Source organism: Actinomadura sp. 1N219, from assembly GCF_044326405.1.
Lineage (GTDB): Bacteria > Actinomycetota > Actinomycetes > Streptosporangiales > Streptosporangiaceae > Spirillospora.
In genome coordinates, this window is the sequence record NZ_JBIRAY010000001.1 from 1,787,088 (window position 1) to 1,801,624 (window position 14,537).

Sequence of the window (14,537 nt, forward strand, 5' to 3'; positions counted from 1 at the left end):
GAAAGGTGCGCCATTCGCCGGTCGGTTGTCAGGTGGAGAAGAACTCGCCCACCGCCGTCCCGATGGACGCGGAGTCGACCTGGCCGTGCGCTTGCCCCTCCAGCCATTCCAGCCGCGCGTCCCCGACCCGCTCGGCCACGGCCTGCGCCGCGTCCCGCATCCGGTCGGAGCTGGCCGAACCCGCCAGCACCAGCGTCGGGACGGAGACCGCCGACAGCCGATCCGGGACCGGCCCCGCGCCCACGACGGCCGCCTCATACGCGAGGGTGTGCGCGACGCTTTCGATGTGAGCCCAGAATGGCTGGGCCTTCATGCCCTCCACCGCCTCCGGCGGCATCTCGGCGCCCTTGGTGAGGAACAACTCGATCGCGTCCCCGCGCCGTCCATTCTCGGCGAGCGCGGCGAGTTCTTGGGCGGACGGCAGCGAGCGGCCCGGCGCGGTCACGTACGGGGGCTCGAACACGGCCAGTTTCGTGATCGGCGCACCGGCCGCCGCGGCCTCCAGCGCCAGCGCGCCGCCCGACGAACCCCCGAAGACCATCGCCGTCCCGCCCGCCGCCTCGATCAGCGCGGCCAGGTCCTCGATCTCCCGCTGGACGGCGTACGGCGCGGTGTCGCCGCTGTCGCCGCGCCCCCGCCGGTCGTAGTTGTAGACCGTGTACTCCGAGGCCAGCGCCCCCGCGATCCCGGTCATGATCGGGTCGTCGCGGCTCGAGAACGCGCCCTGGACGAGAACGACCGCGGGCCCGGCGCCGACGCGCTCATAGGCGATGGACGTCCCGTCCGCCGAGGCCGCCGTGCGGGCCCAGCCCAGCTCGCCGGGCTTCTCGATGACGCCGTCCAGGGTGATGAACTCGGAGACGATGATCTTCCTCATGGTCGTTCCCTTTCTCAGCTGATCTTTCGGGGGAGAGGTGGTCAGGCGGGGCAGGGCTGGTCGCCGCCGGTGCGCGCCCGCTGACGTGCGCCGCCCGTGCCGGCCAGAAGGGGCAGCAGCATCAGCGCGGCCGTCAGCCCGAAGGCCGCCGGGTATCCGGTGTGGACGGCGGCGAACCCGAATCCGGTGGCGCCGAGGCCGATGCCGACGTCGTAGGCGACGTTCCAGAGGGCGCTGACCGTCCCGTACGAGGAGGACGGCACGCGGTCGAGCATCACGGCCATGCTGGCGTTGCCGGTGAGCCCGAACCCGATGCCGAACAACACCATTCCGGCCAGCACGGCGGCCGGGCTGGACACCAGCACCAGCAGCGCGATGCCGCTCGCCGAGATCACCAGTCCCGGGACGAGCTGCCGCGACGCCCCGTACCGGTCGCCGATGCGCCCGGCCCACCAGCGGGTGCAGGTGGCCGCGAGGCCGTGCACCAGCAACGCCCAGGCGGAGACAGAGCCGCCGGCCAGCGGCAGGAAGGTGGCGGTGATGCCCGTCGCCACGGTCGTGGCGGCGAAGAACAGCGACGGGACGAGCAGCTCACGCTTCCGGGCGGCGGCGACGAGGCCGAGCGGCTCCTCGGGCTCGGGGCGCCGTCCCGGCAGGTCCCGCACCGCCGCCAGCCCGGCCAGCGCGGACACGCCGGCCAGCACGAACACCGCCTCGTACCCGACCAGATCGCCCAGCCACAGGCCCGCCGGAAGGGCGAGCATGGCCGGGACGCCGCAGGCGATCCCGTACACGCCCAGCCCCTCGCCGCGCCGCTCCGCCGGGACGATCGACGCCACCAGCGCGCCGCCCAGCACCACCGCCACCGCGAACCCGGTGCCCCGCACCAGGCAGGCCATCAGGATCATCGCCATGCTGCCCGAGGCCGCCAGCGCCAGCGCCGGGATCCCCAGGAGCGCCAGCCCGGCGCCGAACACCCTCCGGTACCCGAACCGGGCCGTCAGCCGCGGGACCGCCAGCTCGGTGGCCACGGTCGCGAGCATCATCACGCCGGTGGTCAGCCCGGCGCCCACCCCGCCCGCCCCGGTCGCGTCCGCATACCGGGGGAGCGCGGAGAACAGCAGGTAGAAGCTGGTGGACGAGCCCACACCTGCCAGGAGCACCAGCGCGAACCCGCGGCTCATCAACCGCGGCCGGGCCGCCTCGTCTGTCGTGCTCCGCGCCGTCGTGCCCAGCGCCGTGGTGGTGGTCATCGGGTCCTCCTCAGCAGGTGTCCAACTGCTGAGAAGCGTCGCGTCCAGGACCACTGACCCACATCCGTGCCCACCACGGATCCACCACCGAGACCCGCTCAACCCACCGTGGGACGGTTGTGGCTACATGGGGCGCTGCTGCCCGTAAACGTGGACGGTCTGGCCCCGGTATTCGGTGTCGTACAGGTAGCGGTGGCCGATGCGTTCGGCCACGGCGATGGAACGGGCATTGCCGGGCAGGATCAGCGAGATGACCTTCTCGGCCGCCAGCTCGTTGAAGCAGTAGGCGAGCGCTGCGCGACCGGCCTCGGACGCGTATCCCTTCCCCCAATGGAGGCGGGACAGGCACCAGCCCACTCCCAAGCCGGGGAAGCCGTGCGGTTGCCAAGGCCCGGCGCGTCCGACGAAGCTTCCCGTCGCCTTTTCGACCACCGCCCAGTGCGAGTAGCCGCGGATCTCCCGGTGGCCGATGAACGTGGCGAGGCTGCGCCAGGCGTCCGCCCGGCCGGTGCCCACGCTCTCCGCGAGGCCCGAGGCCACGTCCGGGTCGGCCAGCATTTCCGCGTAGTCGTCGAAGTCCTCGCCTGTCAGAGGCCGCAGGACGAGCCGTTCCGTCTCCAGCACCATCATGATTCACAGTGTGCCGTCCCCGGCAAGAGGGACGCGTTTTCTCATCCGGCCGAGGGACGACGCCGCGCGAGTCGTCTCCGTAGCGTGCGGGGCATGAAAATGACCCGCTGCTCTCCGGGCCTGGGAATGGTCACGATCACGCTCGCCGCGATGGGCGTCGTTAGCGCGTGCGGTGGTGGAGGCACCGCCGGTATCGGCTTGAAGGGGGCGGATCAGAATGTGCGTGAGCGCATTGATCCGTCCATCCAGAGTTTTCTGGAGGGGGCTCTGCCGAAGGGACCAGGCGGGACGGTCGCCGCCGCCCATGACGGACGGCTTGTGCACTGCGGCGGCTTCGGATTCGCCGACCGGGAGAGGAAAATCCCGGCGCGCTGCGACACCGTCTACGACGTCATGTCCATCACCAAGCAGTTCACCGCCGCCGCCATCATGAAGCTGGAAATGGCAGGCAAGCTGCAAGTAACCGACCGCCTCAGCAGATTCCTAGGCCCGGTACCCGCAGACAAGCGCAAGATCACCCTGCACCACCTCCTCACGCACACCGCAGGATTGGACGACGAGGAAATCGGCGGCGGCGACTACGACCCGGTCTCCCGCGACGGCATGCTCAGCGCCGCGCTGAAATCGAACCTGCAGTCGGCTCCGGGCGCCGAGTTCCACTACTCCAACGTGGGATACAGCGTCCTGGCGGCGATCGTCGAGAAGGTCTCGGGTGTCGGCTACGAACGCTTCCTGCGCGAGCACCTGTTCGCGCCGTCAGGCATGACACAGACCGGCTACGTCCTGCCCCGATGGGAACGCGACCAGGTCGCGGTGGAGTACGACGAGCACGGCAAGTCGCAGGGACGCCCATACGACCACCCGTGGGCCGCCGACGGACCCTACTGGTATCTGCGCGGCAACGGCGGCCTGCTGTCAACGCCCCGCGACATGTTCCGCTGGCATCGCGCGCTAGAAGGCAACAAGGTCCTTTCCGGACGCGCCAAACGCAAAATGTTCAAACCGCATGTCCTCGTCGGAGTGCGAAACGGCGACAAGTTCTACTACGGATACGGCTGGGGCGTCGTCCAAACCAACGACGGCCGGCGCGTACTAGAGCACGACGGCGGCAACGACTGGTCGTTCGGCGAATTCGCCCGCTTCCCCGACCACCGCGTGATGGTGTTCTGGATCACCAACCACGCCTACCGCGACGGGAAATGGAACCTCGAAGAACAGAACACGGAACTGACCCTAGGAATCGAGAAACACGCCCGCGACTGACCCAAGTCCCGCAGATCAGCCGAAGACGACTCGCTCCGCCTTTTGGACAAGAGCGACCAGCTCATCGGCCTCCGCCGTGCCGAGAACCGCGAAAGCGGGGGCCATCAAGTCGTCGGTGAGCCGTTCGGCGTCGTCGCGGCGGCGCCGGATCTCGTCCGTCACCTCGGGATACGGACGCGGCCAGCCGAAGTACTCGGCGTTCGGCTCGCCGTCGCGAAGGATCGCCGAGTGACCGCTCAGCACCGCCTCCAGCGGGCTCAATCCGCTCGCCAGGACCGCGACGATATGCAGCCCGCCGCGCAACTCCCGGACGACGTGCGCGAGCTGGATCACCCTGGCCCGGTCGTCCTCCGGCAGCGGCATCGCCCGCCACCCCGCGAAGAGCGGCGCGGCGACCACGGGCCCGCCGTCCACGACGCGCTGGAGCAGGTCGGCCAGCCGCGCCGATTCCGCGAAGTCGGCCAGCTTGCGGCGGCCGAAGTCCTGCGCCACGGCGGCGTACCGGGCGGCGGCCGTCGCCGTGGGGAGACCGGCGCCCTTCGCCCACGCCTTCCGCACCGCCTCGACAGGGAAGAAACCGGCCGCAGCCGCGACGACGTCAGCGTCAGCGTCCCCCAGGACACCGCAACGACCCCGGAAATAAGGCGTCCAACCAGTGAGGCCCGTCTCCACCGAGAAGGCCTTCGCCTCCCGCGAGCGCATGAACGCCCCGCCCAGCCGCCCGATCGGCTCCGCCACCGCCGCCGCGATCTCGCGCATCCCAGCCGTCCCCTCGCCGAAAACCGAACCAAATTCTACAGTTCGCCGGACGACGGCCCGCGACCGGGGTGTCAGGGCTTGCGGGCGACGCCGCCCGCGCCGGGCACTGCCGGCGGCTCGTCCCAGGGGCTCGGCTCGGGCCGCCACCGCGACACGAGGACGACGCCCGGCTCCAGCCCCTCCAGGCCGTCGAGATAGCGGGCGATCTGGTCGACGCCGCGCGGCGTGTAACGCACCGCACCGCTTACCGGCCGATGGCCTCCAGATAGGCCGGGTCGGTGTCGGTGAGATCGAGGATCTCGGACGCCCGCGCAAGGACGGGTCCCGCTCGTGGACGTCCGCCTGAAGGCGATCACACGACCCGGGACTCCGGCGCGATCCGCTGCGCCACCTCATGCGTGTCGTCGACGGTGGGCAGCCCGGTGCCGACATCCAGGAGGAATCTCCGGATGCCCGCCTCTTCCGCCAGGTACCGGACGACCCGCGCCAGCATGATCCCGGGCGGTCGCGACCGATGCTGTCAGGCGGAGCGCCCCCGTCACCAGGCCCGCGGGCCTATAGGTACGGTCTCGGCATGGACGTCGCCGAGTTCGATCTGAAGGTGGACGGCGGTCGCACCCTGCACGTCTACGACACCGGCGGCGCAGGCCGGCTGCCCGTCTTCTGGCACCACGGGACGCCGAACATCGGCGCGCCACCCCGCCCCCTCTTCCCGGCAGCCGCGCGACAAGGGATTCGCTGGGTGTCTTATGACCGTCCCGGATTTGGCGGTTCCAGCCCGCTTCCCGGACGGGACGTGGCCTCGTCCGCCACCGACATCACCACCGTCGCCGACGCGCTCGGCATCGACCGCTTCGCGGTGATGGGGCACTCCGGAGGCGGGCCGCACGCCCTGGCCTGCGCTGCGCTGCTGCCCGACCGCGTCCTCGCGGTGGTCAGCGTCGCCGCCCTGGCCCCGTTCGGCGCCGAAGGGCTCGACTGGTTCGCCGGAATGGGCCCGTCCAGCGAGGCGTCGCTGCGCGCCGCCGTCGCAGGACGCGCAGCGAAAGAGAACTACGAGGCCACCGCCGAATACGACCCGGACATGTTCACCCCGGCCGATCACGCCGCGCTCGCGGCCGAATGGTCATGGTTCGACGACGTGGTAGGCCCGGCCGTCGAGAACGGCATTGGAGGGCTGGTCGACGACGACCTCGCATATGTCGCGCCGTGGGGATTCGACCCGTCCAGGATCACCGCGCCGCTCCTAGTCCTGCACGGCGAGCAGGACCGCATCGTCCCCGCCTCCCACGGCCGATGGCTCGCCCAGCACTGCCCCACGGCCGACCTACGCCTTACCGCGGCCGACGGCCACATCTCCGTCCTCAACTCCGCCCCATCAGCCCTGACCTGGCTCAGCCCACACCCGGAATAGCCCACCCCGTCGCCAGGCTGAAGCGGTGCTCGGAAATTGGGTCGTGGGGGGTGGGGGGCGCGTTTTAGAGTGCCCGTGTGAGGGATCTTGCGGTGGACGCGGCGGTGACGGGTGGGGACGGGCGCTACGCAGCCGAGCTGGTGTCCGACTGGTCAGCGTGGGGTCCGGTCGGTGGTTACGTGGCCGCCATTCTTGCGCGGGCGGCGCTGGCGCACGGATCGCTTCCTCGGGTGGCGTCGCTGTCCTGCCATTTCCTGTCGGTCGGACGGTTCGCGCCCGTCGACGTGGAAGTGACGACTCTGCGCCGGTCGAAACGGGCCGAGTCGGTGCGGTGCTCCATGAGCCAGGACGGGACGGCCGTCGCGGAGGGCCTGATCTGGCTCGCCTCCGACCACCTGGACGGATTGCGCCATGACGCCGCGACAATGCCGGACGTGCCCGCGCCGGAAGAACTCCGCTCGTTCGCCGAACTGAACCCCGATCCGGATCCTCCAGTGCCGCCGATGTGGAACAGCATCGAGGGCAGGCCCCTTGTCTGGCATGACAAGCAGGAAAGCCGTCCGGGCGGGGAGCCGTACTACGGAGCGTGGTACCGATTTCCCGGGCACACCACCGATGACATGGCGCGGCAGCTCGTCATCCTGGACACGATCGCCTGGGGCGCGGTTTGGCACGCGCACCCGCCGGACAGCGGATTCATCGCCCCGAACCTCGACCTGAACGTGCAGTTCCATCGTCCCGCCGCGGAGTCGGAATGGCTGTTCGGGGAGGGCACCGCGGAGGTGGCGGAGAACGGGCTCATCGGCTTCCGCAATCGGATCTGGTCGGACGGGCGGGAACTGCTCGCCTCGGCGTCCGGTCAGCTGATCTGCCGCCCGGACCGAACCATCCCGCGCTGACCTGGACGCGTGCCCCGGCTCAGGCGGTCTCCGTGCGGAGCATCCGCAGGAACGCCTTGATCCCGGCGATGACCTCCTGGTTGTCGGTGAGCCGCGTCACGGTCTCCTCGAATTGGCGGCTCATCGCGTCCAGCCGCCGGTCCAGTTCACCGGCGCGCTGCGAGGCGGTGACGGACAGGTCCGCGAGGCTCCGTTCCGCCGCCAGGTCCGCCGAATGGAGTTGCTCGGTCGTGGCCCGCAGATTCTCCGCCTGGACTTCCAGAAACTCGACCCGTTCCGTGAGGCCGAGGACGTCGTCGCGCGGGTAACGCACTTCCTTCAGCATCGTGTTGAGTCGGCGGCGCAGATGCGCGAACCACGCGCCGGCGGGCCGGAATGACGTGCTGACCAGGTAGAACGCGGCGAAGTAGTATCCGATGTCGGCGCCGGAGAAATAGGTGACGGCGGCGACCAGCGCGGCGGAAAGGACGTGCGCTCCGACCGCCGCCGTCTTCATCCGCGCGGCGATCCGGCGGGCCTCGTCGTTGCTGCCGGACGGAACGTCCAATCCCCGCTCCTTGCTGACGCGGATCTCCTCAAGAAGGCCGACAGCCTGGAAATACACGTTCCACGGGACGGTCAGCAGCAGGACGAGCCACGCCAGGCACAGCGCACCCGCCCCCACGGAAAGCGCCACCGACAGCGAGACGTCCTTGACGAAGAGCAGGACGACCGCCGAGACGACGGCGACCAGAATGGCGAGCGACAGAAGGTTCTTGGACACGTCCAGGCTCCTGGAATGGCGAACGTCGCGGAACGTGCTGAAGACCACCACGGTCGCTCAGTCAGGGGCTCGCGGGCATCCGCGCGCCTACTCAATTGCCGGTTGAGTAGGCGTCCGCTCAGGGAAGGCTGGTTTCGATCTGCTTGCGCAGCACCTTCCCCGTCGCGTTCCGGGGAAGCGGATCGGTCGTGATGTGCCAGCGGGACGGGACCTTGAAGTACGCGAGCTGCTCGCGGGCGTAGGCCGCCAATTCCGCTGGCGACGGTGACGGCGACGCGTCCGCGACCACGACGACCGCCGCGACCTCCTGCCCGAGGTCCGGGTGCGCGACGCCGAGGACGATGCACTCCCGCACCCCCGGATGCTCGGCCAGGACGTTCTCGATCTCGGCCGGGTAGACGTTCTCGCCGCCGCGGATGATCAGGTCGGAGCGGCGGGTGGTGAGCCGGAGCCTGCCCTGCTCGTCGAGCATCCCGATGTCGCCGGTGTGCAGCCAGCGGTCCGCGTCGACGGCCCGCGCGGTCGCGTCCGGGTCGCGCCAGTACCCGACCATGTTGTAGGCGCTGCGCGTGCACACCTCGCCCTCGACGCCCACCGGGACGGGCTTGCCGTCCGGGTCGCGGATCTCCAGCTGGACGCCGAGCGTCGGGCGTCCCAGCGTCCCGGGCGACTCGGCGAGGTCGGCGGGCGTCGCGACGGAGACGCCGGTGCATGACTCGGTGAGGCCGTAGCTGTCGACCAGCGCGTTCTTCGCGGGCGGGAACACCGCGCGCAGCCGCTCCTTGAACGCGGGCGAGGACGGCGCCGTGGCCAGGGCGAACGCCGTCAGCGACGAGACGTCGTACCTGGACAGGTCGCCGTGCTCGACCAGGCGGTGCGCCATCGTCGGGACGGCGCCCCAGTTCGTCACCCGCTCGCGCTCGATCAGGCTCAGCACCTCGTCCACGTCGAAACCGCCCTCGTGCATGATCACGGCGGTGCCGGTGGCGAGGCGCGGCACGGCCAGGTTGTGCAGGCACGCGATGTGGAACAGCGGCAGCGCCAGCAGGTAGCGGCGGGACGACGGGTCGACCGGGTCGCCGAACGCCCGCGTCATCGCGTCGTTGAACCGGTGGTACTCGATCACCGAGGTCAGGTTCCGGTGCGAGTGGACGGCCCCCTTCGGGCGTCCCGACGTGCCGCTCGTGTAGAGGATGACCGCCGGGTCGTCCTCGGCGGCGTCCGGGACGTCCAGGTCCGCGCCTGGATAGCGGGAGGTCAGGGACGGCACGTCCGCCTCGACCGTCAGGACGGCGGCGACGGAGTTCCCGGGGGGCGTCAGCGCCGCGCGCTTCGCGTCCGCGATGACCAGCTTCGGCTCGGTGTGGCCGAGGGCGTACTCCACCTCCCGCGGCGCCCACCAGGCGTTGTAGCCGACCGCGACGCCGCCCGCCGCGATCGCCGCCCAGAACGAGATGATCCACTCGGGGCTGTTGGCCGCGTTGATCGCGATGCGGTCGCCGGGGCGGACGCCCAGGTCGTCCCGTAGCGCCTTCGCCATCGACGCGACGGCCGCCGCGTGCTCGGCGAAGGTCAGCCGCCGTGACGCGGTGACGAGGTAGTCGCGGTCGCCGTAGGCGGACGAGCGGGCCAGCACTTCGCCGAGGCCGCGGGCCCGGTTCGCGAAGACCGGCAGCCGCGCGCCGAGCACGTCCTCGTCCCGCAGCTCGAACTCGCCGCCGGGCCCGGTCAGCTCCCGGACGATCTCCATAGGACTGGACACCCGCATCCTCCTCGTCGCCGACGGCTCATTGTCGGCCCGCGCGTCCCGGCTCCACCAGGGCTTTCCGCTCAGCGGGACCGTCTCGGACGCGCATTTCCGAACCAGTTCCCGGTGAGCGGGACTGGGCCGATGGCGTGGGCCGGGTCACATCACGATGACCCCACCAGGACTGAGCAGACCGGGCCGACCAGGCGCGAACCGTCGAACCGTCGTCGGATCGCCGAAGGGGCGGATCGCCGAACCGTCGGATCGCCTCGCCGAACCGTCGGACCGGGCTGGGCGCGCAAGCAGGACTGAGTAGGAGTAGCCATGGGAAGCCTCAGCGGCAAGGTCGCGATCGTGACCGGCGCCGGCCAGGGCGTCGGGCAGGGCATCGCGCTCGCGCTGGCGTCGGAGGGCGCGGCGGTCGCGGCGCTCGGCCGGACGAGGGCCACGCTCGACGCGACATGCGAGCAGGCCCGCGCGAGGGCCGCGAAAGCGGACGCGTTCGTGTGCGACGTCGCCGACACCGAAGCCATTCCCGGCGTCGTCGACGCGGTCGCGGAATCGTTCGGCGGCATCGACATCCTCGTCAACAACGCCTATTCGGGCGCTTACGGCCCGCTGCTGTCGATGAGCGACGCCAAATTCCAGAAAGGCTTCGTCACCGGACCGTTCGCCGCGTTCGCGTTCATGAAGGCGTGCCATCCGCACATGAAGGCGCGCGGCGGCGGCAGCATCGTCAACCTGGTCACGTCCGCGATGGTCCGCTGGGACCCGGCCACCTACGGCGCCTACGCGGCCGCGAAGCAGGCGCTGCGGTCGCTGACCCGGACGGCCGCCGCCGAATGGGGACCGGACGGGATCCGCGCCAACAACATCGCCCCGCACGCGCTCTCACCAGGGCTGAAGGGGTGGGCCGAGCGGAACCCCGAAGCGGCCGAGGAATTCCGGAAGACGATTCCGCTCGGCTATATCGGCGACTGCGAGGAGGACATCGGCCGGGCCGTCGTGGCGATCGTCCAGCCCGCCATGCGCTATCTCACCGGGGCGACGGTGCCTCTCGACGGCGGCCAGGCCAATTTCGGCTGACCGGCCGGGACGCCTCCTGCTTCAGGTGCGATCCGCGTCCGCGCACCCCGCATCGAATCGGCGCTCAGGCGGGCGCCGTCCATTCCCAGAGGCGAGCCCCCCGCCGTCCCACCCCAACCACCATTCGCCGCCCCGCGCGGCCGGTGAAAGGAGTACGACCGGATGAAGGTCGACAAGATCGGGCGTCTCGCCGCAGGCGCCTTGGCGGTCGCGCTGGTGACCGCGTCCTGTGCCAGCGACCGCTCGGGCACCGACGGCATATCGGACGGAAACGGCGGGAACGGCTCGGACGGCGGCAAGACCGCGGCGAGCAAGACGTTCGGGACGATGCCGTCCCCCTGCGGCCCCGGCGACGCCAAGGGCAAGACCGAGCAGGGCGTCACCGACGAGCAGATCACGATCGGCTTCGGCGACGACCGCGGCTTCGCGTCCGCGCCCGGCCTGTCCAAGGAGATGGGCGACGCGGTCGGCGCGATGATCGACTGGTGCAACGAGCAGGGCGGCATCAACGGCCGCAAGCTCAAGGGCAACCAGTACGACTCCGCGATGACGCAGTCGGTGAAGGCCGTGCAGGAGTCCTGCAAGCAGGACTTCATGCTGGTCGGGCAGGGCTTCGCGCTGGACGACGCCGCCGAGCAGTACCGGGTGGCGTGCAAGCTGCCGACCGTCGCCGGGTTCACCGTCGGGCCGAACTCCGCGATGGGCCCGATGAAGTACGAGGCCGTCCCGTACCCGGTGGACCTGATGAACATCGGCGCGCTCCGCATCGCCGAGAAGCAGTTCCCCGACTTCAAGACCAAGACGGACGTCCTGCTGTCCACGTCGCCGGCCACCACCCTCGGCACCAGCAAGATCACCGGGGCGATGAAGGGCGTCGGGATCGCGCCGATGGGATGCGGGGTCCGGCTGAACGACAAGGGCGAGAGCAGCTACATGCCGTTCGCCGAGAAGGTCAAGGACTGCGGCGTCAAGTACCTGTGGACGTCCGACACGCCAGACCCGGGCCAGTTCAGCTTCCTGGAGTCGATCGACCGCGCCGGGGCGAAGCCGACCTACGTGTTCGAGGCGACCTGGTACAGCACGCTCGTCTCCAAGTGGAACACCTCCGGCGCCGGGAACAACCTGCACATCGGGATGATCTTCCAGCCGCTGGAGAACGCCGCGAAGGTCCTGGCGGTCAAGCAGTACACCGACATCGTCGGCGCCAAGAAGGGCAAGGTCGCGCTGCTCGGCATGCAGGCCACCTCGTCCTTCCTCCTGTGGGCGCAGTCCGCGCAGAAGTGCGGCTCGGACCTGACCCGGCAGTGCGTGATCAACGAGTTGTCCAAGGTGCACGAGTGGACGGGCGGCGGCCTGCACGCGCCCACCGACCCCGGCAACAACAAGCCCGCGTCCTGCTCGCTGATGGTGAAGCTCAACGGCACGAAGTTCGAGCAGGTCTTCCCGAAGAACGTCGGCGAGTTCGAGTGCGGCGGCGACTTCGTCGTCAAGACCGACCCGAAGACCTGGGGGACGACCCTCAACGGGGACCGCACGTCCACCAAGTTCCTGACCGGCGACGTCATCAAGCCGCAGGCCGGCTGATCCGGAGATCGCATGACGACGTTCCTGACCTACACGATCCTCGGCCTCGTCCTGGGGTCGGTGTACTCGATCGCGGCCTCCGGGCTCGTGCTGACGTACAACACGTCCGGGATCTTCAACTTCGCGCACGGCGCCCAGGCGATGTTCGGCACGTTCCTGTACTGGCACGTCACCGAGCGGTGGGGCTGGCCGGTGTGGCTCGCGCTGATCGTCGTGGTCGGGCTCGCCGGCCCCGCGATGGGCGCCGCGCTGCACGCCGTGATCATGAAGGGGCTGCGCGGCACCGCCGACGTCACGAAGATCATCGTGACGGTGGCGGTGCTGCTCGGCACCGTCTACCTGGCGCAGTGGATCTGGAACCCGGACGAGGCGCACACCGTCGACATGTTCTTCGGCTCCGGCTCGAAGATCACGGTCGGCGGGGTGGTGGTCCGGTACCACGAGATCGTCTGCCTGGTCGCCGCCGTCGTCATCGCGGTCGGGCTGCGGGTGCTGTTCACCCGCAGCCGGACGGGCGTCGTCATGCGCGGATCCGTCGACGACCCCGACCTGCTGCGGCTGAACGGCCACGACCCCGAGCGGGCGGCGATGCTGTCGTGGGCGCTCGGCTCGACGCTCGCCGTCCTCGCCGGGGTGCTGATCGTGCCGATCAGCGGCGGCGGCCTGGACGCGAACGCCCTCACCCTGCTGGTGATCGACGCGTTCGCCGCCGCCATGTTCGGACGCCTCCGCAGCATCCCCCGCACCTTCGTCGGCGCGATGGTCCTCGGCCTCGCCGCCAACTACGTGCTCGCGTACCTGCCGTCCGCGGGCACGTTCACCGGCAACCTGCGCGTCTCGCTGCCGATGATCATCCTGTTCGCGGTCCTCGTCCTGCTGCCCCAGGACCGCCTCCGCGGCGCCGCGATCCGGACCCGCGAGCGGTACCGTCCGCCGACCGTCCGCGCCGCGGCCGGGTGGGGCGTCGCGCTCGTCGCGATCGTGTACCTGTACAGCCTGCTGCTGTCGGACGCGGGCGTCACCACGTTCGCGCTCGGCATGAGCTTCGCGATCATCGCGCTGTCGCTGACCGTCCTGACCGGCTACGCGGGCGAGCTGAACCTCGCGCCGCTGGCGTTCGGCGCGGTCGCGACGGTCGTCGCGTTCCACTTCGGCGTGCGGGGGAGCGGACTCGACGCGCACCTGAACGTCCAGGGCCTGCTGCTCGCGGTCGCGGCGGCGGCGCTGGTCGGCGGGCTGGTCGCGCTGCCCGCACTGCGGCTCCGCGGCCTCTACCTGGCGCTCGCGACAATGGCGTTCGGCGAATTCCTGTCGAACATGGTGCTGCGCGACACGACCCAGCACGAATGGTTCGGCGTGAAGTTCACGCTGTTTCCCAACGGCTCGCTCATCGTCCCTCCCCTCAAGGTGGGTCCGCTCGACCTGCGGGACGGGACGTCGTCCTTGATGACGGCCACCGTCCTGTTCACGTTGATCGCCATCGGCCTCGCCGCGCTCCGCGGCAGCGGATACGGGCGGCGGCTCGCCGCGATGAAGGACAGCCCGGCGGCGGCCGCGATGCTCGGGCAGAACCTCGTCCGGCTGAAGCTGAGCGTCTTCATGATCTCCGCGGCGATCGCCGGGCTCGGCGGGGTGCTGATGTCGTCCGCGACCGGGACGGTGGCGCAGGAGAACTTCTCCTTCGTCGGCAGCCTGGCGCTGCTCATGCTCGTCGTCGTCGCCGGGATCGGCTACATCAGCGGCGCCCTGTTCGGCGGCCTGATGGCGGGCGTCGGGTCGGCCGTCCTGGTGTCGACGTTCAGCGACCTGGCGCTGGAGAGCGAGGGCATGTCGAACGTCTACAGCGCGCTCGGCCATCTCGTCCTGGTCGGGACGGCGCTGGTCGGGATGGGCGTCGGACGGAACCCGAGCGGCTTCGTCCACGACATCGTCGAGGGCTACCGCACGCTGCGCGGTTCGCGGCCCGTCCTGCTGGGGGCGGGCGCGTTCGGCGCGGCCCTGTACGTCCTGGCGCTCAACGGCGTGATCGGGGCCTGGACGTTCTCGCTGATCGCCCTCTGCACGATCATGCTGCTGCCCGTCGTCGGCCGCCTCTACACGGAGGAGCGGCGGGCCCGTCCGACACCCCTGGAACTGATCGGCGTGGACGAGCCCTACACCGACGAGCTCCGCACTCGCCTCGACCGCGACCTCGGCCTCGGCCGCGACCTCAGCCTCGACCGCGACCTCGGCCCGAAGGAAGGTGCCCATGCCTCTGCTTGA

General features: G+C 70.4%; 14 protein-coding genes. 6 read left to right on the forward strand and 8 right to left on the reverse strand.

The annotated features are described in order from the left end of the window. Window positions 1–28: 28 nt before the first annotated feature. The 3 genes from ACH35V_RS08305 to ACH35V_RS08315 are packed head-to-tail and all read right to left on the reverse strand — an operon-like array spanning window position 29 to window position 2,760. Window positions 29–877 carry an alpha/beta fold hydrolase gene (locus ACH35V_RS08305; RefSeq protein ID WP_395971021.1) on the reverse strand — a complete coding sequence of 283 codons (849 nt, stop codon included), beginning with the start codon at window positions 875–877 and terminating at the stop codon, window positions 29–31. A gap of 41 nt (window positions 878–918) precedes the next feature. Continuing rightward, window positions 919–2,232 (reverse strand): MFS transporter, encoded by a 1,314-nt coding sequence (locus ACH35V_RS08310; protein ID WP_395971022.1) that lies wholly within the window; start codon window positions 2,230–2,232, stop codon window positions 919–921. A gap of 21 nt (window positions 2,233–2,253) precedes the next feature. Next, window positions 2,254–2,760, reverse strand: a complete 507-nt coding sequence (locus tag ACH35V_RS08315) for a GNAT family N-acetyltransferase (protein ID WP_395971023.1) — start codon at window positions 2,758–2,760, stop codon at window positions 2,254–2,256. 219 nt (window positions 2,761–2,979) lie between these two features. On the opposite strand from ACH35V_RS08315, the gene ACH35V_RS08320 reads away from it, so the two are divergent. Then, a complete protein-coding gene (locus tag ACH35V_RS08320) occupies window positions 2,980–4,023 on the forward strand; it encodes a serine hydrolase domain-containing protein (RefSeq protein ID WP_395971024.1) in 1,044 nt (347 codons plus the stop codon). Between the two features lie 15 nt (window positions 4,024–4,038). Here ACH35V_RS08320 and ACH35V_RS08325 read toward each other — a convergent pair whose 3' ends face one another. The 3 genes from ACH35V_RS08325 to ACH35V_RS08335 all read right to left on the reverse strand — a co-directional run bounded on the left by ACH35V_RS08325 (window position 4,039) and on the right by ACH35V_RS08335 (window position 5,275). Then, window positions 4,039–4,782, reverse strand: a complete 744-nt coding sequence (locus ACH35V_RS08325; RefSeq protein ID WP_395971025.1) for a hypothetical protein — start codon at window positions 4,780–4,782, stop codon at window positions 4,039–4,041. A gap of 71 nt (window positions 4,783–4,853) precedes the next feature. Next, window positions 4,854–5,018 carry an SAM-dependent methyltransferase gene (locus ACH35V_RS08330; protein WP_395971026.1) on the reverse strand — a complete coding sequence of 55 codons (165 nt, stop codon included), beginning with the start codon at window positions 5,016–5,018 and terminating at the stop codon, window positions 4,854–4,856. Window positions 5,019–5,134: 116 nt separating this feature from the next. Next, a complete protein-coding gene (locus tag ACH35V_RS08335) occupies window positions 5,135–5,275 on the reverse strand; it encodes an SAM-dependent methyltransferase (RefSeq protein WP_395971027.1) in 141 nt (46 codons plus the stop codon). Window positions 5,276–5,356: 81 nt separating this feature from the next. Between ACH35V_RS08335 and ACH35V_RS08340 the strand changes: the two genes are divergently transcribed. Next, a complete protein-coding gene (locus ACH35V_RS08340; protein ID WP_395971028.1) occupies window positions 5,357–6,196 on the forward strand; it encodes an alpha/beta fold hydrolase in 840 nt (279 codons plus the stop codon). Between the two features lie 77 nt (window positions 6,197–6,273). After that, window positions 6,274–7,095, forward strand: coding sequence for a thioesterase family protein (locus ACH35V_RS08345; protein ID WP_395971029.1), 822 nt, complete (start codon window positions 6,274–6,276; stop codon window positions 7,093–7,095). 19 nt (window positions 7,096–7,114) lie between these two features. On the opposite strand, the gene ACH35V_RS08350 is transcribed toward ACH35V_RS08345, so the two are convergent. Together ACH35V_RS08350 and ACH35V_RS08355 are read right to left on the reverse strand one after the other, a co-directional pair. Continuing rightward, entirely contained in the window at window positions 7,115–7,858 is a 744-nt protein-coding gene (locus ACH35V_RS08350; RefSeq protein ID WP_395971030.1) for a hypothetical protein, read from the reverse strand. Between the two features lie 118 nt (window positions 7,859–7,976). Next, complete coding sequence (locus ACH35V_RS08355) at window positions 7,977–9,620, reverse strand: class I adenylate-forming enzyme family protein (protein WP_395971031.1); 1,644 nt, start codon at window positions 9,618–9,620, stop codon at window positions 7,977–7,979. Window positions 9,621–9,929: 309 nt separating this feature from the next. Here ACH35V_RS08355 and ACH35V_RS08360 point away from each other — a divergent pair, with 309 nt between their 5' ends. The 3 genes from ACH35V_RS08360 (at window position 9,930) to ACH35V_RS08370 (ending at window position 14,537) form a co-directional block, all read left to right on the forward strand. After that, the gene (locus ACH35V_RS08360) at window positions 9,930–10,691 is read left to right on the forward strand and encodes an SDR family NAD(P)-dependent oxidoreductase (RefSeq protein WP_395971032.1); all 762 of its coding nucleotides are present in this window, start codon (window positions 9,930–9,932) and stop codon (window positions 10,689–10,691) included. 162 nt (window positions 10,692–10,853) lie between these two features. Continuing rightward, window positions 10,854–12,275 carry an ABC transporter substrate-binding protein gene (locus tag ACH35V_RS08365; protein ID WP_395971033.1) on the forward strand — a complete coding sequence of 474 codons (1,422 nt, stop codon included), beginning with the start codon at window positions 10,854–10,856 and terminating at the stop codon, window positions 12,273–12,275. A gap of 12 nt (window positions 12,276–12,287) precedes the next feature. Then, window positions 12,288–14,537: an ABC transporter permease gene (locus tag ACH35V_RS08370; RefSeq protein ID WP_395971034.1), complete on the forward strand. Its 2,250-nt coding sequence runs from the start codon at window positions 12,288–12,290 to the stop codon at window positions 14,535–14,537.